At 61.7% G+C, this 20,168-nt stretch carries 20 protein-coding genes; 6 read left to right on the plus strand and 14 right to left on the minus strand.

Translation table 11 applies throughout. The features are described from left to right. Positions 1 to 13: 13 nt before the first annotated feature. From rbsD to J3P89_RS18695, 7 genes are all read right to left on the minus strand, one after another. A complete protein-coding gene (gene rbsD / locus J3P89_RS18665; RefSeq protein ID WP_434603600.1) occupies positions 14 to 418 on the minus strand; it encodes a D-ribose pyranase in 405 nt (134 codons plus the stop codon). Next, positions 415 to 1,329: a ribokinase gene (gene rbsK / locus J3P89_RS18670; RefSeq protein ID WP_434695229.1), complete on the minus strand. Its 915-nt coding sequence runs from the start codon at positions 1,327 to 1,329 to the stop codon at positions 415 to 417. The genes rbsD and rbsK overlap by 4 nt, the downstream gene beginning before the upstream one ends. Before the next feature lie 23 nt (positions 1,330 to 1,352). After that, a complete protein-coding gene (locus J3P89_RS18675) occupies positions 1,353 to 2,372 on the minus strand; it encodes a LacI family DNA-binding transcriptional regulator (RefSeq protein WP_305495672.1) in 1,020 nt (339 codons plus the stop codon). A 3-nt stretch (positions 2,373 to 2,375) separates the two neighbouring features. After that, on the minus strand, positions 2,376 to 3,353 hold the full coding sequence (locus J3P89_RS18680; RefSeq protein WP_305495674.1) for an ABC transporter permease: 978 nt from the start codon (positions 3,351 to 3,353) through the stop codon (positions 2,376 to 2,378). Next, positions 3,350 to 4,903, minus strand: a complete 1,554-nt coding sequence (locus J3P89_RS18685; RefSeq protein WP_434695230.1) for a sugar ABC transporter ATP-binding protein — start codon at positions 4,901 to 4,903, stop codon at positions 3,350 to 3,352. Before J3P89_RS18685 ends, J3P89_RS18680 begins: the two co-directional genes overlap by 4 nt. 55 nt (positions 4,904 to 4,958) lie before the next feature. Further along, positions 4,959 to 5,918 carry a sugar ABC transporter substrate-binding protein gene (locus J3P89_RS18690; protein WP_434569083.1) on the minus strand — a complete coding sequence of 320 codons (960 nt, stop codon included), beginning with the start codon at positions 5,916 to 5,918 and terminating at the stop codon, positions 4,959 to 4,961. Between the two features lie 134 nt (positions 5,919 to 6,052). Beyond that, entirely contained in the window at positions 6,053 to 6,499 is a 447-nt protein-coding gene (locus J3P89_RS18695) for a hypothetical protein (protein WP_434695231.1), read from the minus strand. A 326-nt stretch (positions 6,500 to 6,825) separates the two neighbouring features. Here J3P89_RS18695 and J3P89_RS18700 point away from each other — a divergent pair, with 326 nt between their 5' ends. From J3P89_RS18700 to J3P89_RS18710, 3 genes are all read left to right on the plus strand, one after another. Then, positions 6,826 to 7,914, plus strand: a complete 1,089-nt coding sequence (locus tag J3P89_RS18700) for an asparaginase (protein WP_434695232.1) — start codon at positions 6,826 to 6,828, stop codon at positions 7,912 to 7,914. Between the two features lie 162 nt (positions 7,915 to 8,076). Further along, positions 8,077 to 8,376 carry a DUF1654 domain-containing protein gene (locus J3P89_RS18705; protein WP_434569086.1) on the plus strand — a complete coding sequence of 100 codons (300 nt, stop codon included), beginning with the start codon at positions 8,077 to 8,079 and terminating at the stop codon, positions 8,374 to 8,376. Between the two features lie 5 nt (positions 8,377 to 8,381). Further along, a complete protein-coding gene (locus tag J3P89_RS18710; RefSeq protein WP_434569087.1) occupies positions 8,382 to 9,071 on the plus strand; it encodes an endonuclease in 690 nt (229 codons plus the stop codon). A gap of 135 nt (positions 9,072 to 9,206) precedes the next feature. Here J3P89_RS18710 and J3P89_RS18715 read toward each other — a convergent pair whose 3' ends face one another. Then, a complete protein-coding gene (locus J3P89_RS18715) occupies positions 9,207 to 9,572 on the minus strand; it encodes an SPOR domain-containing protein (protein WP_434695233.1) in 366 nt (121 codons plus the stop codon). Between the two features lie 247 nt (positions 9,573 to 9,819). On the opposite strand from J3P89_RS18715, the gene csrA reads away from it, so the two are divergent. Next, positions 9,820 to 10,014: a carbon storage regulator CsrA gene (gene csrA, locus J3P89_RS18720; protein WP_003179932.1), complete on the plus strand. Its 195-nt coding sequence runs from the start codon at positions 9,820 to 9,822 to the stop codon at positions 10,012 to 10,014. A 373-nt stretch (positions 10,015 to 10,387) separates the two neighbouring features. On the opposite strand, the gene cysS is transcribed toward csrA, so the two are convergent. Beyond that, complete coding sequence (cysS, locus tag J3P89_RS18725) at positions 10,388 to 11,770, minus strand: cysteine--tRNA ligase (RefSeq protein WP_434624798.1); 1,383 nt, start codon at positions 11,768 to 11,770, stop codon at positions 10,388 to 10,390. Positions 11,771 to 11,791: 21 nt separating this feature from the next. Further along, positions 11,792 to 13,489: a glutamine--tRNA ligase/YqeY domain fusion protein gene (locus tag J3P89_RS18730; protein ID WP_434695234.1), complete on the minus strand. Its 1,698-nt coding sequence runs from the start codon at positions 13,487 to 13,489 to the stop codon at positions 11,792 to 11,794. A 250-nt stretch (positions 13,490 to 13,739) separates the two neighbouring features. Between J3P89_RS18730 and J3P89_RS18735 the strand changes: the two genes are divergently transcribed. Together J3P89_RS18735 and J3P89_RS18740 are read left to right on the plus strand one after the other, a co-directional pair. Then, positions 13,740 to 14,246: a peptidylprolyl isomerase gene (locus tag J3P89_RS18735; RefSeq protein WP_434695235.1), complete on the plus strand. Its 507-nt coding sequence runs from the start codon at positions 13,740 to 13,742 to the stop codon at positions 14,244 to 14,246. Further along, positions 14,243 to 15,010, plus strand: a complete 768-nt coding sequence (locus tag J3P89_RS18740; protein ID WP_434695236.1) for a UDP-2,3-diacylglucosamine diphosphatase — start codon at positions 14,243 to 14,245, stop codon at positions 15,008 to 15,010. The genes J3P89_RS18735 and J3P89_RS18740 overlap by 4 nt, the downstream gene beginning before the upstream one ends. Before the next feature lie 110 nt (positions 15,011 to 15,120). Here J3P89_RS18740 and J3P89_RS18745 read toward each other — a convergent pair whose 3' ends face one another. The 4 genes from J3P89_RS18745 to J3P89_RS18760 form a co-directional block, all read right to left on the minus strand. Continuing rightward, positions 15,121 to 16,650 carry a DHA2 family efflux MFS transporter permease subunit gene (locus J3P89_RS18745; protein ID WP_434695237.1) on the minus strand — a complete coding sequence of 510 codons (1,530 nt, stop codon included), beginning with the start codon at positions 16,648 to 16,650 and terminating at the stop codon, positions 15,121 to 15,123. A 236-nt stretch (positions 16,651 to 16,886) separates the two neighbouring features. Further along, complete coding sequence (locus J3P89_RS18750; RefSeq protein ID WP_434569094.1) at positions 16,887 to 18,083, minus strand: HlyD family efflux transporter periplasmic adaptor subunit; 1,197 nt, start codon at positions 18,081 to 18,083, stop codon at positions 16,887 to 16,889. Between the two features lie 15 nt (positions 18,084 to 18,098). After that, on the minus strand, positions 18,099 to 19,568 hold the full coding sequence (locus J3P89_RS18755; RefSeq protein ID WP_434695238.1) for an efflux transporter outer membrane subunit: 1,470 nt from the start codon (positions 19,566 to 19,568) through the stop codon (positions 18,099 to 18,101). Further along, positions 19,565 to 20,038 carry a MarR family winged helix-turn-helix transcriptional regulator gene (locus J3P89_RS18760; protein ID WP_305495695.1) on the minus strand — a complete coding sequence of 158 codons (474 nt, stop codon included), beginning with the start codon at positions 20,036 to 20,038 and terminating at the stop codon, positions 19,565 to 19,567. Before J3P89_RS18760 ends, J3P89_RS18755 begins: the two co-directional genes overlap by 4 nt. Between the last annotated feature and the right edge of the window lie 130 nt (positions 20,039 to 20,168).

Here is a 20,168-nt window from a genome sequence, read left to right on the forward strand (position 1 = left end):
CTGGTGGGAAAATCTAGAAAGTGACGCCGGCGATCAGCACCACGTTGCAGTATGGAGAACATTCTCCTGTGCGAATGATCGCCCTCGCCTCTCGGCTGAGCGTCTTGAATTGCTCGTGGCTGACCAGCTCCCGCGTGCCCAGCGCGCCTTCGGCATGCAGCGCCTGCAACGTGGCCAGGGCCGACGGTTGTCTATCGAGGATTTCCTGAGCCAGCACATGGCGCTCGACCTGCATTTCGCTGAGCACCACTTTCAAGGTACTGACGAAATCCGGAACCCCATGGGTCAGCGCCAGGTCGATCAACTCGACGTGGGGCGGCACCGGCAGGCCGGCGTCACCGATGACCACTTTGTCGCCATGACCGAGGGAGGCGATCAATCGCGACAGGGCGATGTTCAACAGAGGAGTTTTTTTCATGCTTCGAACGCCTGTACTTCCTGCAGGGTTGGAATGGAAGGCTGAGCGCCCGCGCGGGTGACCGACAGTGCAGCGGCGACCTGGCCGAAACGAATAGCCTCGACCTCATTCTTGCCGCTGGCCAGGGCCGCGGCAAACCCGCCGACAAACGTGTCGCCCGCTGCCGTGGTGTCCACTGCCTTGACCCGCGGCGCCGGGAAATGTTCGAAGCTCGAACCGTTGGCGAACATCAGCCCTTGGGCCCCCAGGGTCACGATCACCTTGCCGGCACCGGCGGCGATCAACTGGGTCGCGGCGGCTTCGGCGTTTTCCAGGGACTCCACCGCCAGGCCGCTGAGGATCGCCGCTTCACTTTCGTTGGGAATCAGGTAATCGACGCAGGCGTACCAGTCGGCGGGCAATGCCCGAGAAGCGGGCGCCGGATTGAGGATGACGGTCTTGCCGAGTTCACGACCACGCTTGAGTGCATGGCCGACGGTGGCATCCGGCACTTCAAGCTGGCAGATGATGACCTCGGCGCTTTGCAGCACCGCGTCGAAACTGTCGAGCACAGCCGGCGTCAGCTCACCGTTGGCGCCGGCGACGATCACGATCGCATTCTGGCTGTTGTCATCGACCACGATCAGCGCCACGCCGCTGGAACCCTCGACAACGCTGACGGCCTGGCAATCAATGCCTTCGGCCACCAGCGCACCGCGCAATTGCTGACCGTAGGCGTCACCGCCGACGCAACCGACCATGGACACTTGCGCCCCGAGGCGCGCGGCAGCCACCGCCTGGTTGGCGCCCTTGCCGCCGGGGATGGTCGAAAACGATTCCCCGATCAGCGTTTCACCGCCACGGGGCAGACGTGGCGCACGCGTCACCAGGTCCATGTTCAGGCTGCCTATTACCACTACTTTTGCTGGCATACATCATTACTCGTCAATTCGGTTCAGCGGTATTGGGCGAATGTACCGGACAGCGGTGCAGTCGATTCTCGCAAGACAATGCTGGGCGTCACGATCCGCTGGTCGGTGGCAAGCGTCGGCGTGGCGATCCGGCGTAGCAGCACTTCGGCCGCCATCTCGCCGAGCTGCAGGATCGACTGCCCCACCGTGGTCAGCGCCGGGTAGACGTAACGGCTCATCTGGATGTCGTCGAAGCCGATGATCGACAGCTCGCCGGGCACCCGCACGTTGCGTTCGGCGGCGGCGCGCAGCGCCCCGATGCCGATCATATCGTTGGCGGCGAAGATCGCGCTGGGCGGCTGCTGCTCAAGCAGTTGCGCCGCCGCGCGATAGCCACCGGTACTGGTGAAATCGCTTTCGAGCATGCGCTCTACGGGCAATTCGATCCCCGCCTCTTTCAGCGCACGGCAGTAACCCGCCAGGCGCATCTGCGCCACACTGGTGTCCGCCGGCCCACCGATAAAGGCAATGTCGCGGTGCCCCAGCTCCAGCAAGTGCCGGGTCGCCAGGTACGCGCCATATTCGTGGTCGATACGCACCAGGTCGGCGTCCACCCCATCGAGCCCGCGGTCGACGATCACCATGGGCGTGCGCACGTTGGCCAAGCCCTCGGCCAGGCCGACATCGCCGCCGGCCGACGCCACGATCAAGCCGTCGATGCGTTTTTCCAGCAGCACCCGCAGGTAACTGCGCTGCTTGTCCGGGTTGTCGTCGGAATTGCACAGGATCACGCAATAGCCATTGCGCTCGCAGTAATCCTCGATCCCGCGAGCCAGTTCGGCGAAGTACGGGTTGAGGCTGTTGGGCACCAGCAGGCCGATAGTCGCTGTGGTCTTGGCCTTGAGTGAACGCGCCACCGCGCTGGGCACGTAGTCCAATCGCTCGATGGCCGCCTCGACTTTGCGTCGCACCTCGTCACTGACCGGCCGCGTCTTGTTCACCACGTGGGACACCGTCGTGTAGGAGATCCCCGCGAGCGCCGCCACATCCTTGATCGTTGCCATGCTTCAAGCCCGCCGACTGGCGCGCTGGCTGCGGTACGTATCGAGCACCACCGCCACCACGATCACCGCACCGGTAATGATCCTTTTGGTCGGCTCGGTCGCGCCGATCTGGGCCAGGCCCGCCGCCAGCACCGAAATGATCAACACGCCGAAGAAGGTACTGATGACCGAACCGCGCCCGCCCATCAGGCTCGTACCGCCGATGACCACCGCGGCGATGACTTGCAGCTCAAGCCCTGAACCGGCGTTGGGATCGGCCGCCTCCAGGCGCGAAATCTGGAACAGCGCGGCGACACCGGCGAGCAGCCCCATCAGGCTGAACACCAGGATCTTGTAGGGTTTGGGATTGATGCCGGCCAGGCGCACAGCCTCTTCGTTGGTGCCGATGCCGATCAGGTAGCGACCGAACACGGTACGGGTCAGCACGGCCTGGGCAATGAAAATCACCAGCAAGGCAATGATGAACGAAGGGGAAATACCGAAGGCGATCGGGTTGGACAGCCAGGCGAAGGAGTCGCCGATATAGGCGGTCCGCGAGCCGGTCATCTGGTACGCCAGGCCACGGGCCATTTCTAGCACGCCCAGCGAGACGATGAACGACGGGATGCGCCACGCTACGGTAATCGAACCGGTCACCGTCCCGGCCAGCGCCGCCACGGCCATGCCGAGCAAGGCCGACGGCCAGACGCTCCAGCCCCAGCCGAGCACCGCCACGCTGACGGTCGAGGCAGCCAGCGCCAGCACCGAGCCCACCGACAGGTCGATGCCGCCGATGATCAGGATGAACGTCATGCCGACCGCCAGTACCATCAAATCCGGAATCTGGTTGGCAAGGGTGCTGAAGGTGTCATAGGAAAGGAAATGGCTGCTCAGGACCGAGAACAGCGCGACCATGGCCAGCAAGGCGCCGGCCAGGCCCAGGTAGGTGCCAAGGCCATAAAAGTTGCCATTCGATTTGCCGACGGCAGGAGCGGTTTTCATGAGAGTTCCCTAGGCGCTGCTTCGTTGAGCAACGCATCACGTTTCTGGTAGCCGGCGAACGCGGCGGCAAGCAAGTCATCCTGGGTCCAGCTGTCGCGCTCGAAGGTGTCGATCAGGCGCCCGGCGGACAGCACGCCGATCCGGTCGCAGATCAGCATCAGTTCCCGCAGGTCACTGGACACCACGACCAGCGCCTTGCCCTGGCGAGTCAACTCACCAAGCAGCGCATAAATGTCGAATTTGGCGCCGACGTCGATGCCCCGGGTCGGCTCGTCGAACAGCAATACCGAGCAATCGCGTTCGAGCCAGCGGCCGATCACGACCTTCTGCTGGTTGCCGCCGGACAGTTCCGACACCAGCTGCGTCGGGCTGGAGCTGCGGATGCGCATGGCATCGATCTGCCGCTGCGCCAGCGAGAGTTCCTCGCTGCCGTTGACGAAACCGCCACTGGAAATCTCCGGCATGTTGCCCAAGGCAATATTGGCCGCGATGGATTGGGTCAGCAGCAAGCCTTCGCCCTTGCGATCCTCGGTAATCAAGGCGATGCCATGGGCCACCGCGTCGGACGGCGAGCGAATGCTCACCACCTGCGCCGGTGAACCCAGCGCCACCGTGCCGCTGTCGGCCGCATCGGCGCCGAATATCAGCCGAAGCAGCTCGGTGCGCCCTGCCCCGATCAGGCCGGAAATACCGAAGATTTCGCCACTGCGAACTTCAAAGGACACATCGCGAACCTTGTCGGAACGGCTCAGGCCCTCGACCGTCAGTGCCGGTGCGCCGATCTGGCGCGGGCCCAGGTCGATGTGCTCGCCCAGCTCGCGACCGACCATCAGCGTCACCAGTTGCTCGCTGTTGTAGTTGGCCATCGGCTCGACACAGACCAGGTTGCCGTCGCGCAGGACCGCAATGCGCTGGGCCACCCGCGCCAGTTCTTCGAGGCGATGGGAAATGTAGATGATCGACACGCCGCGGGCTTGCAGACGGGTAATCTGTTCGAAAAGCATCTCGACTTCACGGGCCGTCAGCATGGCGGTCGGTTCGTCGAGGATCAGCACATGGCAATCGCCGATCAGGTTGCGGGCGATCTCGACCATCTGTTGGTGACCGATCCCCAGCTCACCGACCAGCGTGTCAGGATCGATGGCATCCAGCCCCACCTGGGCCATGGCCTCGACTGCCGCCTTGCGCAATTGCTTGCGGCTGATCCAGCCAGCGTGGCTGGGCAGGTTGTCGAGGAACAGGTTTTCAGCCACGGAAAGGGTCGGCAGCAGGTTGAGCTCCTGCATCACCATGCGCACGCCCAACGATTCAGCCTGGGTCCGGCTGCCGGGACGGTAATCCTGCCCCTGGAATTGCATCTGCCCGGTTGTCGGCGTGACCAGCCCGCCGATGATCTTGGACAAGGTACTTTTGCCGGCGCCATTTTCGCCGGTCAGCGCCAGCACTTCACCGCGCATCAACGTCAGGGTGATATCGCTCAGTACCGGCTGCGCATAGGTCTTGCCGATACCGCTGACGCAAAGGACAGCGTTCGGATCACGAACGGACATAACAAACTCTCCAATGCGCCCGCCCGGACGGGCGAGCGCCGTTGTGTCGCCAGGGTTACGGCTTGGTCACCAGCTCGACCGGAGTTTCGATGACGCCGTTGGTGCCGCTGTCGACTTTTTCGCCCTTGAGCATCTTCAGCGCGGTTTCGATGCCGAACACTGCCTGCCTGGCAGCGAACTGGTCGGCTGTCGCCAGGACGCGACCGTCCTTGAGCATCGGCTTGATGGCGTTGATGTTGTCGTAGCCGACCACTTGCACCTTGCCCGCCTTGCCCGCGGCACGAACGGCCGAGACCGCACCGACCGCCATGCTGTCGTTGCCGGCCAGGAGTGCCTTGATGTTCGGGTATTCGCTGAGCATCGACGCGGCAACCTGGTTGCCCTTGTTGATTTCCCAGTCACCGGATTGCAGGGAGACGACCTTGATCTGCGCCGCTTCCATCGCATCCTTGAAGCCTGCGGTGCGCGCCTGGGCGTTGGTGGTGGTCGACACACCTTCGATGATGCCGACCTCGTCACCGGCCTTGAGCTGCTTGGCCAGGTATTCACCCACCAGGCGGGCGCCCTTGCGGTTGTCCGGACCTACGAACGGCACGTTGATGTTCTTGCTCTTGACCACGGCCGGATCGAGCTGGTTATCGATGTTGATCACAGTGATGCCGGCATCCACGGCTTTCTTGATCACCGGCACCATGGCCTTGGAGTCGGCCGGCGCAATGATCAGCGCATCGACCTTGGACACGATCATCTGCTCGACGATGCGAATCTGGTTGGCGGTGTCGGTTTCATCCTTGATCCCGTTGGAGATCAGGTCGAACTCGGCGGAGTGTTCCTTCTGATAAGCCTTGGCGCCATCTTCCATGGTCAGGAAGAATTCGTTGGCCAGGGATTTCATGACCAGGGCGACCTTGGGTTTTTCGGTGGTCTGGGCGAGCGCCGAGGAGAATGGCAGCGCTGCGGATGCGGCCGCGAGCATGGCGACGGCGAGAAGGCGTCCAGCGAATGGCAGCTTCATGGGTTCACTCCGATTTTATGATTATTGTGAGCAAAATCGTCGCACGACAGCCGCGCAAACGTTTGCGTGGAATGAACTATGGTAAAGCATCAGGGTTTTGTCAACGTTGCGGTTTCATCCGCAACGTTGAAACGTCAAGCGGTGGTATTCACCAGCGCCCCCGAACCCGAATCCTTGGCCAGTTCCTTGATCAGGTTGCCGGTGACCTGTTGCAGCGCGCCGGTGGTATCGGCGATTTGCCCTTGGATAGCCATGATAGCGGTCGTCTTGGCTTCGGGCGTTGAATAGGCACGCGTCTGTGCAGCGGCAAGTTGTTGCTGCTGCTCCCGCAATTGCTGCTGGAGTTCCTGCATTCGCTTGAGCAGCACTTGCATAGCGATACTTTGCGTACTGCTGCTTTTCTCGGTCTTGCCCTCGGCTTCGGTTGCAAGGTTCGCACGGACCGTGCCGGTTTCCTGCGTTTCGCCCAGCGCCTCGTCAGCCGCGTCAGCGCTCGCCTCCTTCAGGGCATTCAGCGTGGAGATAGATCTACCACCGAGGGTGATGGTCGCGGCATTGGGAAAGCCGATGGAAAAGGACATGTCTCGCTCCGTGAATGAATTCCTACAAAGGCATCGTCCGTCAGAGCTTTTTCTTTAGCGCTTCAGATCTTTCTTTCAGCCCTTTCCCTTTCGGGTAACCGAACAGTAAACACTCGCGGCATTCGGAAACCCGTCCCCGGACTGCTTGCCCGGGTCCCTCACTTAATACACATCGTTATGGATATCAACATCTTAGGCCCTGATCAGCGGCGCCGACCGGGCTGGTACGGATCATGCTCCTCCAGCTGTGTTCCCGGCATTCAGGTCTGCCGGAACATCTAGATGAATCCTCATGACTAGATTCCTCATGACTAGAGAGAAAAATAATGACATCTGCTTTCAAGACTCTTGTCCCGGGCGCCTTGGCCCTTCTGCTCCTGCTGCCCGGCGCGCTCCAGGCAAAAGAAACCCAAACTGAGCAAAAGCTCGCCAACGTCGTCATCCTCGCCACCGGCGGCACCATCGCCGGCGCGGGAGCCAGCTCGGCCAACAGCGCCACTTACCAGGCGGCGAAGGTGGGCATCGAACAACTGATCGCCGGCGTGCCCGAGCTCAGCCGACTGGCCAATGTGCGTGGCGAACAGGTCATGCAAATCGCCTCGGAAAGCATCACCAACGACAATCTGCTGCAGCTGGGCCGGCGCGTCGCCGAGCTCGCCGACAGCAAAGACGTCGATGGCATTGTCATCACCCATGGCACCGACACGCTGGAAGAAACCGCGTACTTCCTCAACCTGGTGGAAAAGACCGAAAAACCGATCATCGTCGTCGGCTCGATGCGTCCCGGCACTGCGATGTCGGCCGATGGCATGCTCAATCTCTACAATGCCGTGGCCGTGGCCAGCAGCAAGGAAGCACGGGGCAAGGGCGTGCTGGTGACCATGAACGATGAAATCCAGTCCGGTCGCGATGTCAGCAAGATGATCAACATCAAGACTGAAGCCTTCAAGAGCCCATGGGGCCCGCTGGGCATGGTAGTGGAAGGCAAATCCTACTGGTTCCGCCTGCCGGCCAAGCGTCACACCCTGGACTCGGAATTCGACATCAAGACCATCAAGAGCCTGCCGGACGTGGAAATCGCCTACTCCTACGGCAACGTCAGCGACACGGCTTACAAGGCCCTCGCCCAGTCCGGCGCCAAGGCGATCATTCATGCCGGAACCGGCAACGGTTCGGTGTCGTCGCGGGTTGTGCCTTCGTTGCAGGCCTTGCGCAAGGAAGGTGTGCAGATCATTCGTTCGTCCCACGCCAACGCCGGCGGTTTCGTGCTGCGCAACGCCGAACAGCCTGACGACAAATACGACTGGGTCGTGGCCCACGACCTGAATCCGCAGAAGGCGCGCATCTTGGCCATGGTCGCCCTGACCAAGACTCAGGACAGCAAGGAATTGCAGCGGATGTTCTGGGAATACTGATGGCTGCGCCCGGCCACTTTCGGTCGGGCGACTTTCGCCACCTGCTTCCTACAACCAGGTGGCGCTTCGCCTACACACCCCGCTAAAAAAGCGTATTTCTCCTACACCAAAGTCGGAAAAGTGTTGTCAGACGATTTTCTTGAATTTTAAGCAGTTGCGTAATTGCCTACGGTTAAATACTGTATGCCCGTACAGCTTAATAAGGATAATCCTGTGGCAACGCCTCTCGCTGCAACTACCCCCTTAGATTCCTACACACGACTCGGCCTGCGCGTCTCGAAAATCATCAATTCGCCCACCGCGCAAAAGGCCAAGGCCGCGCTGATCTTCCGCCTGCCCGACGAGCCGATCGACGAGTGGGAACGCCTGCTCGAAGAAATCGACGAGAACGACAACGTCACCCTCGCTTATCGCGACGATGGCGGTGTGCAGGTTTTCTGGGTTGTGCCGAAGGAAGATTGAGCCCGATGATTGTTCGCTGTTTAGCTTTATTGCTCGTCTTCGTTGCCACGGGTGCACAGGCAGGTGCGCCGCGCACCTTCAACGAAGCCAAGAAAGTCGCCTGGAAACTCTATGCGCCGCAATCCACCGAGTTCTATTGCGGGTGCAAATACACCGGCAACCGGGTGAACCTCGCGGCCTGCGGTTATGTACCGCGCAAGAACGCCAATCGCGCCGCCCGCATCGAGTGGGAGCATATTGTCCCGGCTTGGCAGATCGGCCATCAGCGCCAATGCTGGCAACAGGGCGGGCGCAAGCAGTGCACCCGCTACGACCCGGTCTATCAACGGGCCGAGGCGGATCTGCATAACCTGGTGCCGAGCATTGGCGAGGTGAACGGTGATCGCAGCAACTTCAGCTTCGGCTGGTTGCCGGTGCAGAAAGGCCAGTACGGCTCATGCCTGACCCAGGTGGATTTCAAGGCCAAGAAAGTCATGCCGCGCCCGTCCATTCGGGGGATGATCGCCAGGACGTATTTCTACATGAGCAAACAATACGGTTTGCGCCTCTCCAAACAGGACCGGCGCCTGTATGAGGCCTGGGACAAGACCTATCCGGTGCAGGCCTGGGAACGCCAGCGCAACCAGAGCGTGGCGTGTGTCATGGGTCGCGGGAACGAATTCGTCGGCCCGGTGGACCTGAAGGCCTGCGGCTGACCTGGCATTCGTTAACAGCGCAAAACAATGTGGGAGCGAGCTTGCTCGCGATAGCGGAGTGACAGACAACAGGTTTGTCGACTGATATACCGCTATCGCGAGCAAGCTCGCTCCCACAGGTTCTGTATTGACTGGTTATTGAGCCGGCGGGAAGTCCACCACCAAGGCTTCGATGTTGCGTTTCTTCGCTCGGACCAGGGCAGCGGTGATCTGCTCCTGCTTCGCTTCGGCTTCAGCCTTGGAGCTTAACGGCCCTACCAGGACGCGGTCCTTGCCGTTTTCCCTGACGACAGTGGACATGAAGCTGTGCTCGATCAGCCATCCGGTCAGATCGCTGACGGCCTGGGGCGTCTGGCCTCGAACCTCGACGGCCCACTGCGGTGCGGCAGCGGCGGCCGGCGTGGCGCTCGCCACGGGCTTGGGCTTGGGTGCCGCGACGTCACGCCCTTCACCGCATCCCGCCAGCGCCAATACCACCAATACCCAAGCCAATTTACGCACAACAATTCCCCCGAAAGACATGAGGCGGAAATTTTAGCACTCACTGTCGCCAAAAACGCCGCAAACGGAGCTCAAAACACGAGAAACCTCTCCGGCGTCTCTGTATAGTCGCACCCTGGGAATTAATGCAGCATCTGCACGTCAGAAAGAGGCACCCACATTGTGACACTTAGCACTAATCTATAAGCAGTACCGACATCTGCACTGTCTGAATCAGGTGCCCTATAAAGCAATCAAGGAGAACACCATGCTGATACTCACCCGCAAAGTCGGTGAAAGCATAAACATTGGTGACGACATCACGATCACCATTCTGGGCGTAAGCGGCCAACAAGTCCGGATCGGCATCAACGCCCCGAAAAACGTTGCGGTGCATCGAGAAGAAATCTATCAGCGTATCCAGGCCGGCCTGACTGCTCCTGACAAGCCACAAACGCCCTGAGCCCCTGCCGCAATCCGCAGCCAGCCCGTTTGCAGCAGCGCAGTGGCTGGCTAAAGATCAGGCCGACCGAGCCTCACCCTGCTCTATCCCGCCTCTGACGTTCCGTTAAAACCGATACTACTGGCATGTCTCACAGCATGGCTGTCAGACGTTTCGTTTTAATGGCGACGAAGCAGGCGTTCGTGACCGGTTCCGGCATGGGGACCGCTGTCAGCGCGAAGGTCGAAGCGACCTGTTCCAGCGTGGACATACAAAAAACTGTGGGAGCGAGCCTGCTCGCGAATGCGGTATATCAGTCAAACCATTGTTGGCTGATATTGCGCTATCGCGAGCAGGCTCGCTCCCACAGGGGTATTGCGAGGGTTGGAAGGACTCAGTCTGCCAACCGCCAGGTCGTCCCGCCCTTGCCGTCTTCGAGCACCACGCCCATGGCGGTGAGCTGGTCGCGGATGCGGTCGGATTCGGCCCAGTCCTTGTTGGCCCGCGCGGTCAGGCGCGCCTGGATCAAGGCCTCGACCTCGGCGGCGTCCACGCGGCCCTCGGCGCCGGCTTGCAGGAAGTCGTCGGCTTCAAGCTGCAACACGCCCAACACGCTGGCCAGCTCCTTCAGCCGCGCTGCCAGGCCCGCCGCCGCATCGAGATCGCTCTCGCGCAGGCGGTTGATCTCACGCACCATCTCGAACAGCACCGCGCAGGCTTCCGGCGTGCCGAAGTCGTCGTTCATCACTTCGGTGAACCGCGCCACGAACGCTTCGCCACCGGCGGGCGCCACGTTCGGCAGGCCCTTGAGTGCGTGGTAGAAACGCTCCAGGGCGCCCTTGGCATCCTTGAGGTTGTCTTCCGAATAGTTGATGGCGCTGCGGTAGTGGCTGGACACCAGCAGGTAACGCACAACTTCCGGGTGATACTTGTCGAGCACGTCGCGGATGGTGAAGAAGTTGTTCAGGGACTTGGACATCTTCTCGCCATTGATGCGGATCATGCCGCAATGCATCCAGGCATTGGCGTAGGTCTTGCCGGTAGCCGCTTCACTCTGGGCGATTTCGTTTTCGTGGTGCGGGAATTCCAGGTCGCTGCCGCCGCCATGAATGTCGAAGGTCTCGCCCAGGCAGCAGGTCGACATCACCGAGCATTCGATGTGCCAGCCCGGACGCCCGGCGCCCCACGGTGAATCCCAGCTCGGCTCGCCCGGCTTGGCGCCTTTCCACAGCACGAAGTCCAGCGGATCTTCTTTCGACTCGTCGACCTCGATGCGTGCGCCGATGCGCAAATCTTCGATCTTCTTGCGCGACAGCTTGCCGTAGCCCATGAACTTGGCGACGCGGTAGTACACATCGCCGTTGCCCGGTGCGTAGGCATAGCCCTTGTCGATCAAGGTCTGGATCATCGCCAGCATGCCCGGGATGTGGTCGGTGGCCCGCGGCTCCAGGTCCGGCTTCTGGATGTTGAGACGCGCCTCGTCCTCGTGCATGGCCTTGATCATGCGCTCGGTCAGCGCATCGAACGCTTCACCGTTCTCGTTGGCCCGATTGATGATCTTGTCGTCGATGTCGGTGATGTTGCGCACATAGGTCAGGTCATAACCGCTGAAGCGCAACCAACGGGTCACCAGGTCGAAGGCGACCATGCTGCGGCCATGGCCGAGGTGGCAATAGTCGTACACGGTCATGCCGCAGACGTACATGCGGACCTTGTTGCCATCCAGCGGCTTGAAGACTTCTTTGCTCTTGGTGAGCGTGTTGTAGATCGTAAGCACAGGGTTTCCCTTAAGACTTGATCACTGACCCCAGGAGTCGCGCAAGGTCACGGTACGGTTGAACACCGGAGCACCGGGTTTCGAGTCCTTGATATCCGCGCAGAAGTAGCCTTCGCGCTCGAACTGGAAACGGTCTTCCGGCTGTGCGTTGCCCAGCGAAGGCTCGGCACGACAACCGGTGAGTACTTGCAGGGAGTCAGGGTTGATGTTGTCCAGGAAACTGGCGCTGTCCTCGGCCTTCTCCGGGTTCGGCGAACGGAACAGGCGATCGTACAGGCGCACTTCGCACTCGACGCTGGCGGCGGCCGGCACCCAGTGGATCACGCCCTTGACCTTGCGGCCTTCCGGGTTCTTGCCCAGGGTGTCGGGATCGTACGAGCAACGCAGCTCGACGATGTTGCCGTCGGCGTCCTTGATCGCCTCGTCGGCGCGGATCACGTAGCTGCCGCGCAAGCGCACTTCGCCGGCCGGCTCCAGGCGCTTGTAGCCTTTTGGTGGCTCTTCCATGAAGTCGTCACGGTCGATGTAGATTTCCCGGGCGAACGGCAGGACGCGCACGCCCATGTCTTCTTTCGGGTGGCACGGCAGTTCGAGGTTCTCGACCTGGCCTTCCGGGTAATTGGTGATGACGACTTTGAGCGGCCGCAACACGCACATGGCGCGCGGCGCGCTGTGGTCCAAGTCCTCGCGAATGCTGAATTCCAGCATGCCGAAATCGACCACGCCGTCGGAACGGTTGGTGCCGACCATCTCGCAGAAATTGCGGATCGACTTCGGCGTGTAGCCACGACGGCGGAAACCCGACAGCGTCGACATGCGCGGGTCATCCCAGCCGCTGACATGCTTCTCGTCCACCAGTTGCTTGAGCTTGCGCTTGCTGGTGATCGTGTAGTTCAGGTTCAGCCGGCTGAATTCATACTGGCGCGGGTTGGCCGGCACCGGCAGATGCTCGAGGAACCACTCGTACAGCGGACGATGGCTTTCGAATTCCAGGGTGCAGATCGAATGCGTGATGCCTTCGATGGCGTCCGACTGGCCATGGGTGAAGTCATAGTTCGGGTAGATGCACCATTTGTCGCCGGTCTGGTGGTGATGAGCGTGACGGATGCGGTACATGATCGGGTCGCGCAGGTTCATGTTCGGCGAGGCCATGTCGATCTTCGCGCGCAGCACGCGGGCACCATCCGGGAACTCACCGGCGCGCATGCGGGCAAACAGGCCGAGGTTCTCTTCCACGCTGCGGTCACGGAACGGGCTGTTCCTGCCCGGCTCGGTCAGGCTGCCGCGATATTCCTTGGCCTGCTCCGGCGTCAGGTCACACACGTAGGCGTTGCCGGACTTGATCAGTTCCACCGCCCAGTCGTGCAACTGGTCGAAATACTGCGAGGCGTAGCGCACTTCGCCGGCCCATTCGAAGCCCAGCCACTTGACGTCGATCTTGATCGCGTCGATGTATTCCTGGTCTTCCTTGGCCGGGTTGGTGTCATCGAAACGCAGGTGCGTGACGCCACCGAACTCCTCGGCCAGGCCGAAGTTCACGCAGATGGATTTGGCGTGACCGATGTGCAGATAGCCGTTGGGCTCCGGCGGAAAACGGGTGACGATCTGCGTGTGCTTACCCGAATCCAGGTCCGCCTGGATGATCGGGCGCAGGAAATTGACCGGCACGGCCGGGCCGGTCTTGGAATTCGAGGTAGGGTCGACAGTGGGCTTGCTCATAGGATCCTTGAACATACAAGTGCGCGGCCGGGTGCGGCCTGATAAATCAAAGCTCGTATCATAGCCGATGCTGTCAAGCACCTGACAGGCCAGGCCGGCAAACGATTGAATTTATTCGACAGCCAGATGAAAAACAGCCTCGAAATTCGCGCATGGCGCGCTAAACTGCCCAGCCTGGCCGATTACAGCCAGACCGGTTGCGGGCGTCCGCGCCCCCGAAACCCACGAATTCCTTGAAAGAGTAGTGATCATGACCCAAGTCAAACTGACCACCAACCATGGCGAGATCGTCCTGGAGCTGAACGCCGAGAAGGCACCGATTACCGTTGCCAACTTCGTTGAATACGTCAAGGCCGGCCACTACGAAAACACCGTTTTCCACCGTGTCATCGGCAACTTCATGATCCAGGGCGGCGGTTTCGAACCGGGCATGAAAGAAAAGAAAGACAAGCGCCCGAGCATCCAGAACGAAGCCGACAACGGCCTTTCCAACGACAAATACACCGTTGCCATGGCCCGCACCATGGAGCCGCATTCGGCCTCCGCGCAGTTCTTCATCAACGTCGCCGACAACAGCTTCCTGAACCACAGCGGCAAGAACGTCCAGGGCTGGGGCTACGCCGTATTCGGCAAGGTCACTGCCGGTACCGATGTGGTCGACAAGATCAAAGGCGTCTCCACCACTTCCAAGGCTGGCCACCAGGACGTCCCGGCAGAAGACGTGATCATCGAGAAAGCCGAGATCATCGAGGCGTGATATTGCTGATTTCAGATCTGCATCTGGAAGAGGAGCGCCCGGACATCACCCGGGCGTTTCTGGATTTACTCGCCACACGCGCCCGCTCGGCGCAAGCGTTATACATTCTGGGCGACTTCTTCGAAGCCTGGATCGGCGACGATGCCATGACGCCGTTCCAGCGCTCCATCTGCCAGGCCCTGCGCGAATTGAGCGACAGCGGCACGGCAATTTTCCTGATGCACGGCAACCGCGACTTCATGCTCGGGCAGGCCTTTTGCAAAGCGGCCGGCTGCACCCTGCTCAAGGACCCGACCGTCGTGCAATTCAGCGACGAGCCGGTGCTGCTGATGCACGGCGACAGCCTGTGCACGAGGGATGTCGGCTACATGAAACTGCGGCGCTGGCTGCGCAACCCGGTCACGCTGTTCATCCTGCGCCACCTGCCCTTGAGCAGCCGCCAGAAACTGGCGCGCAAGCTGCGCAGTGAAAGCCGCACGCAGGTGAGGATGAAAGCCAACGACATCGTTGACGTCACGCCAGAAGAGGTCCCACGCGTCATGCAGCACTATGGCGTGAAAACCTTGGTCCACGGCCACACCCACCGCCCCGCCATCCACAAGCTGCAACTGGGCGAACACGCCGCCCGGCGCATCGTGCTGGGAGATTGGGACAAGCAGGGCTGGGCGTTGCAGGTGGATGAGCAGGGCTTTTCGCTGGCGCCGTTCGAGTTGGCCCCGCCGCCACAACTGCCGGCACCCGACACAATCCCCGACTACATATAGATCCCTTGTGGGAGCGAGCCTGCTCGCGAAAGCGCTGTGTCAGTCAAAACATCACTGACTGATAATCCGCATTCGCGAGCAGGCTCGCTCCCACAGGGGTTGTGTTTGGTTTAATGACCGCTGGCGGCAGGCCCCGCCTTCGCCGCAAACGGCGGTTTCGCCAGCCACACCAGCAGGATCAACCCCATGAACGCCCAGCCCAGCAGCGTGAAATAATCCACGGTGGAGAGCATGTACGCCTGGCTGGTGAGGATCTGGTCGAGCTGGGCGTACACCGGCGTACTCGCCCCGCCGAGCTGGTTGATCGTCTCGCGCGTGGCGGGCTCGAAGGTGCTGATGCTTTCGCTCAGGTAGGCATGGTGCTGGTCGGCGCGGCGGATCCAGATCCAGGTGGTCAGAGACGCGGCAAAACTGCCGCCCAGGGTCCGCAGGAACGTCGCCAGCCCCGCGCCGTCGGCGATCTGCTGGGGCGGCAGGTCCGACATCAGGATGCTCAGGGTCGGCATGAAGAACAGCGCCACACCGATGCCCATGAACAGCTGCACTAGAGCGATGTGCTGGAAATCCACCTCGTTGGTAAACCCGGCGCGCATGAAGCAACTCAGGCCGATCGCCAGGAACGCAAGCCCGGCCAGCAGGCGCAGGTCGAACTTGTGGGCGTATTTGCCAACGAAAGGTGACATCAACACCGGCAGGATCCCGATGGGCGCAACCGCCAGGCCGGCCCAGGTGGCGGTATAACCCATCTGGGTCTGCAACCACTGCGGCAGGATCAGGTTGATGCCGAAGAATCCGGCATAACCGCCCACCAGCACAATCGTCCCGATGCGAAAGTTGCGATAGGCAAACAGCCGCAGGTTGACCACCGGATGGCGGTCGGTCATTTCCCAGATCACGAACACCGCCAGCGCAACGACCGAAATCAGCGCGCCGACGATGATGAAGTTCGACTCGAACCAATCCAGGTCGTTGCCCTTGTCGAGGATCACCTGCAACGCCCCGACACCGATGATCAGGGTGATCAACCCGACGTAATCCATCGGCTGGCGACTGGTGACCACCGGCCGCGCCCTGAGCTGCTGACGCACCACCAGCACCGCGAAAATCCCGATCGGCACGTTGATGAAGAAAATCCACGGCCAACTGTAGCTGTCGGTGATCCAGCCGCCCAGGATCGGCCCGGCGATCGGCGCCACCACCGTGACCATCGCCAGCAAGGCCAAGGCCATGCCGCGCCTGGCCGGCGGGTACACGGCAATCAGCAAGGTCTGGGTCATCGGATACAGAGGCCCGGCCACCAGGCCCTGAACCACACGAAAACCGATCAGCTCGGGCATCGACGTGGAAACCCCGCAGAGGAACGAGGCCAGGACGAACAGCATCGTTGCCCACAAAAACAGTTTCACCTCGCCAAACCGGCGGCTCAGCCAACCGGTCAGCGGCAGCGCGATCGCATTGCTCACCGCAAACGAGGTAATGACCCAGGTGCCCTGCTCCGAACTGACGCCCAGGTTGCCGGAAATGGTCGGCAAGGCGACGTTGGCGATGGTCGTGTCGAGCACCTGCATGAACGTCGCCAGCGACAACCCGATGGTGCTGAGCAACAGGCTGGGCGGCGTGAAGGACGCGTTATTGCTCATTGCGAGAATCCTATGAAGCGGAGGTGACAAAATTGGAGCAAGACCGCCAGGACCTGAATGCTGTCACTTGAGTCTGCGCCAGACACGTGGCGAGGGAGCTTGCTCCCGCTGGGTCGCGAAGCGGCCCCAAAACCTGCTGAACGGGAAGCACCAGACACACCGCACCCGCCGGTTTACGACTGCTTCGCAGCCGAGCGGGAGCAAGCTCCCTCGCCACAGAGTTCGACGGGGCTGCTTCAACGCTGCGCGGTCTTGCTCGCCGCCGCGCTGTTCTCATGAATCAGCCGAGTGATCATCGCGTCGGCATCGGCCAGCTGGCGGGCGTAGACCTGAGTGCTGAACGAGGCTTTTTGCGGTGGCTGCTGCGCCAGTACCGGGCCGCTCTGGTCGTGGAGATTGACGTTGACCTGGGTCGACAGGCCGACCCGTAGTGGATGCCTGGCCAGCTCCTCGGCATTGATATGAATGCGCACCGGCACCCGCTGGACGATCTTGATCCAGTTACCGGTGGCGTTCTGCGCTGGCAGCAAGGCAAACGCACTGCCGGTACCGGCGCCCAGGCTGTCCACCGTGCCGCTGTACTTCACGTCGCTGCCATAAAGGTCGGTCTCGATGTCCACCGGCTGGCCGATGCGCATGTCACGTAGCTGGGTTTCCTTGAAGTTGGCGTCGATCCACAACTGGTCCAGCGGGATCACCGCCATCAGCGCCGTGCCCGGCTGCACGCGCTGCCCGAGCTGAACGGTGCGCTTGGCGACGTAACCGGTCACCGGCGCAATCAAGGTGCTGCGGGCATTGCTCAGGTAAGCCTGGCGCAATTGCGCGGCCGCCGCCTGTACGTCGGGATGGTTCGACACCACGGTGTCATCCACCAGCGCGCTGGTCGTCATGAGTTGTTGCCGGGCGTTGGCCAGGGCGTTCTGCGCCGAGGTCAGATCGTCCCGGGCGTGGGACAGTTCTTCCTGGGAAATCGCCCCGCCGGCCGCCAGGTTCTTGCGTCGGTTGTAGTTTTCCCGAGCCTTCTGCACTTCCGCTTCCTGCGCATGCACCTGCGCTTTCATGCCGTCGACATTGCTGTACAAACCACGCACCTGGCGCACGGTATGGGCCAGGTTGGCCTGGGCACTTTGCAAGGCAACTTCGGCGTCGTTCGGGTCGAACTGCACCAGCACCTGGCCTTCGCGCACCAGGTCACCGTCATCGGCACCAATGCTCACCACGGTGCCGGTGACTTGCGGGGTGATTTCCACCACGTTGCCGTTCACGTAGGCATCGTCGGTGCTTTCGCTCCAGCGTCCATACAGTTCATGCCAGGCCCAGACACCGACGCCGGCGAGAATGACGATCAGGGCCAGGGCCAGCAGCAACACCTTGCGCTTGCGCGGGTTGCCGCTGTCCTGTTGGGTTTCCTGGGTAGTTTCGGCAGTTGCCATGACAAGTACCTCGAATCAGTGAGTCGGCGCGGTGGCGGCCGGAGTGGCCGAAGCGATGGTCTGGGTATCGAAACCACCGCCCAGGGCCTGCATCAGTTGGATCGACAGATCGATCTGCTCGGCATTGAGGGTCGCCAGTTGGCGCTGGGCCTGGAGCAGTTGTTGCTCGATGCTCAACACGTCCAGGTAATTGCCGATGCCGGAACCGTAGCGCTGGACCACGGTGTCGTAGGAGTTCCGGGCGATATCCACCGCGTGTTGCTGGGCGCCGAGCTGCCGACCGATGTCGCGCAACTGGTTGATGGTATCGCTGACGTCGCCAAGGGCCGCGACCAGGCTCTTGTTGTATTGCGCCACCGCCAGGTCGTAATCGGCGTCCCGGGCATCCAGGTCCGCCCGCAGGCGGCCGCCATCGAAGATCGGCAACGACACGGTCGGCGCCACGTTGAAGAAACGACTGGGCGCGCCGAACATCGCGTCACCCAGCAGCGATTGCACCCCCGCCGCCGCGCTCAGGTTGAGGTTGGGGTAGAAGCTGGTCTTGCCGGCCTCGATGTTCTTGCTCGCCGCCTCGACCCGCCACCGCGCCGCGACCAGGTCGGGACGGCGACCGAGCAACTCGGCCGGCAGATTCGACGGCAGGGCCACCGCGCTGGCCTGCAGCACGTTGGGCCGGGCGATGTCGTTGCCCCGGTCGGGACCTTTGCCCAGCAGCACCGCCAAGGCGATCTTTGCGCTTTGCAGGCGTTTTTCCGCGTCGATCAGCGTCGCATCGGCGCTGGCTTCGAGGCTTTCGGTCTGTTGGAACTGGTATTCGCTGTCGATCCCGGCACCGAGACGGCGTTTGCCCAGGTCGAGCATCTGCCGCGTGCGCTTGAGGTCTTCATTGGCCAGATCATAAATGATGTGGGCCTGGCCCAGGTCGCTGTAGGCCCGGGCCACGTCGGCGGCGAGGGTCAGTTGCGCGGCCTGGCGATCGATCTCGGCGGCGCGGGCCTGGCCCAGGGCCGCTTCCCAGGCGGCACGTTGGCCGCCCCAGAGGTCGAAGTTGTAGTTGAAATCCATGCTCAGCGAACGCAGGGTGCTATAGGCGCCGCCCTGCCCTTGCGGGTCCTGGTCACGGGCCAGGCGCGAACGGCTGACACTGCCGCTGGCGTCGAGGGTCGGCAGGCGCGCGGCATTCGCGGCATAGGCAGCGGCGCTGGCCTGGTGCACCCGGGCGCTGGCGATCTGCATGTCCGGGCTGTCGCGCAGCGCTTCACGGATCAAGCCGTCGAGCTGCGGGTCGCCAAGGCTTTTCCACCAGTCGCTTTTCGGCCACGCGGCGGGCGACAGTTTGACCCCGGTCAGCGATTGCCCAGCCTGCAAGCTCTTGGCCTCCAGGCTGACGCCCTCGGTCCTCAGGCCACTGTAGCTGGCACAACCGGCGAGGCTCATGGCCAACAGCACAAGGCTCAGGCGGGTACGCAAGGTTTGATGTTTCATTTGGCCCCCAATCGCAGGACGGTGATGGGGTCACCGGCGGCGAGCAGTATTTTCTTGAGGATGTCTTCGAGGGTTTGCAGCTCCTCGCGGCTGATGGCGCCGGCCAGTTGATTCATGGCGTCGGCGCCGATGAACGGCAGGCGATCGGCGAGGGCCTGGCCGGCGTCGGTCAGCACCAGACGGACCTGGCGACGATCCTGTGCCGAACGCTGGCGAACCAGAAAGCCCTTCTGCTCCAGGCGGTCGAGCATGCGGGTCATCGAGCCGCTGTCCAGCGACAGGTACCGGCACAGCTCGACCGGCGTATCGATGCCGTGCTGGGCCATGATGATCAACACCTTGAACTGCGCGGCGGTGATGCCGACAGGCTCCATGTGGGTGTCGATGATCCGGTCCTTGAGCGCCGCGGCGCGGCCAAGGAGCATGCCGAGATGGCAATTGTGGAATTCGTCCGGGGTGAAATGCTTCATCTGGATACCGTTAGCTGCCTAGGCAGTGAATGTATGTCGAGATGTTACTGCTTAGGCAGCAAATGTCAAACAAATAGTTAGTTAGCTATGCATAAACCTCTGTGGGAGCGAGCCTGCTCGCGAAGGCGGT

Origin of the sequence: Pseudomonas sp. Z1-14 (assembly GCF_051132005.1) — a bacterium.
Lineage (GTDB): Bacteria > Pseudomonadota > Gammaproteobacteria > Pseudomonadales > Pseudomonadaceae > Aquipseudomonas.

What these genes read in the sequence shown, in the direction of transcription:
- J3P89_RS18680 (WP_305495674.1), bottom strand. Translation starts at nt 3,353, where the DNA reads ATGAAAACCGCTCCTGCCGTCGGCAAATCGAATGGCAACTTTTATGGC.
- rbsD (WP_434603600.1), bottom strand. Translation starts at nt 418, where the DNA reads ATGAAAAAAACTCCTCTGTTGAACATCGCCCTGTCGCGATTGATCGCC.
- csrA (WP_003179932.1), top strand. Translation starts at nt 9,820, where the DNA reads ATGCTGATACTCACCCGCAAAGTCGGTGAAAGCATAAACATTGGTGAC.
- J3P89_RS18735 (WP_434695235.1), top strand. Translation starts at nt 13,740, where the DNA reads ATGACCCAAGTCAAACTGACCACCAACCATGGCGAGATCGTCCTGGAG.
- J3P89_RS18695 (WP_434695231.1), bottom strand. Translation starts at nt 6,499, where the DNA reads ATGTCCTTTTCCATCGGCTTTCCCAATGCCGCGACCATCACCCTCGGT.
- rbsK (WP_434695229.1), bottom strand. Translation starts at nt 1,329, where the DNA reads ATGCCAGCAAAAGTAGTGGTAATAGGCAGCCTGAACATGGACCTGGTG.
- J3P89_RS18750 (WP_434569094.1), bottom strand. Translation starts at nt 18,083, where the DNA reads ATGGCAACTGCCGAAACTACCCAGGAAACCCAACAGGACAGCGGCAAC.
- J3P89_RS18755 (WP_434695238.1), bottom strand. Translation starts at nt 19,568, where the DNA reads ATGAAACATCAAACCTTGCGTACCCGCCTGAGCCTTGTGCTGTTGGCC.
- J3P89_RS18745 (WP_434695237.1), bottom strand. Translation starts at nt 16,650, where the DNA reads ATGAGCAATAACGCGTCCTTCACGCCGCCCAGCCTGTTGCTCAGCACC.
- J3P89_RS18710 (WP_434569087.1), top strand. Translation starts at nt 8,382, where the DNA reads ATGATTGTTCGCTGTTTAGCTTTATTGCTCGTCTTCGTTGCCACGGGT.
- J3P89_RS18685 (WP_434695230.1), bottom strand. Translation starts at nt 4,903, where the DNA reads ATGTCCGTTCGTGATCCGAACGCTGTCCTTTGCGTCAGCGGTATCGGC.
- J3P89_RS18700 (WP_434695232.1), top strand. Translation starts at nt 6,826, where the DNA reads ATGACATCTGCTTTCAAGACTCTTGTCCCGGGCGCCTTGGCCCTTCTG.
- J3P89_RS18690 (WP_434569083.1), bottom strand. Translation starts at nt 5,918, where the DNA reads ATGAAGCTGCCATTCGCTGGACGCCTTCTCGCCGTCGCCATGCTCGCG.
- J3P89_RS18760 (WP_305495695.1), bottom strand. Translation starts at nt 20,038, where the DNA reads ATGAAGCATTTCACCCCGGACGAATTCCACAATTGCCATCTCGGCATG.
- J3P89_RS18730 (WP_434695234.1), bottom strand. Translation starts at nt 13,489, where the DNA reads ATGAGCAAGCCCACTGTCGACCCTACCTCGAATTCCAAGACCGGCCCG.
- J3P89_RS18675 (WP_305495672.1), bottom strand. Translation starts at nt 2,372, where the DNA reads ATGGCAACGATCAAGGATGTGGCGGCGCTCGCGGGGATCTCCTACACG.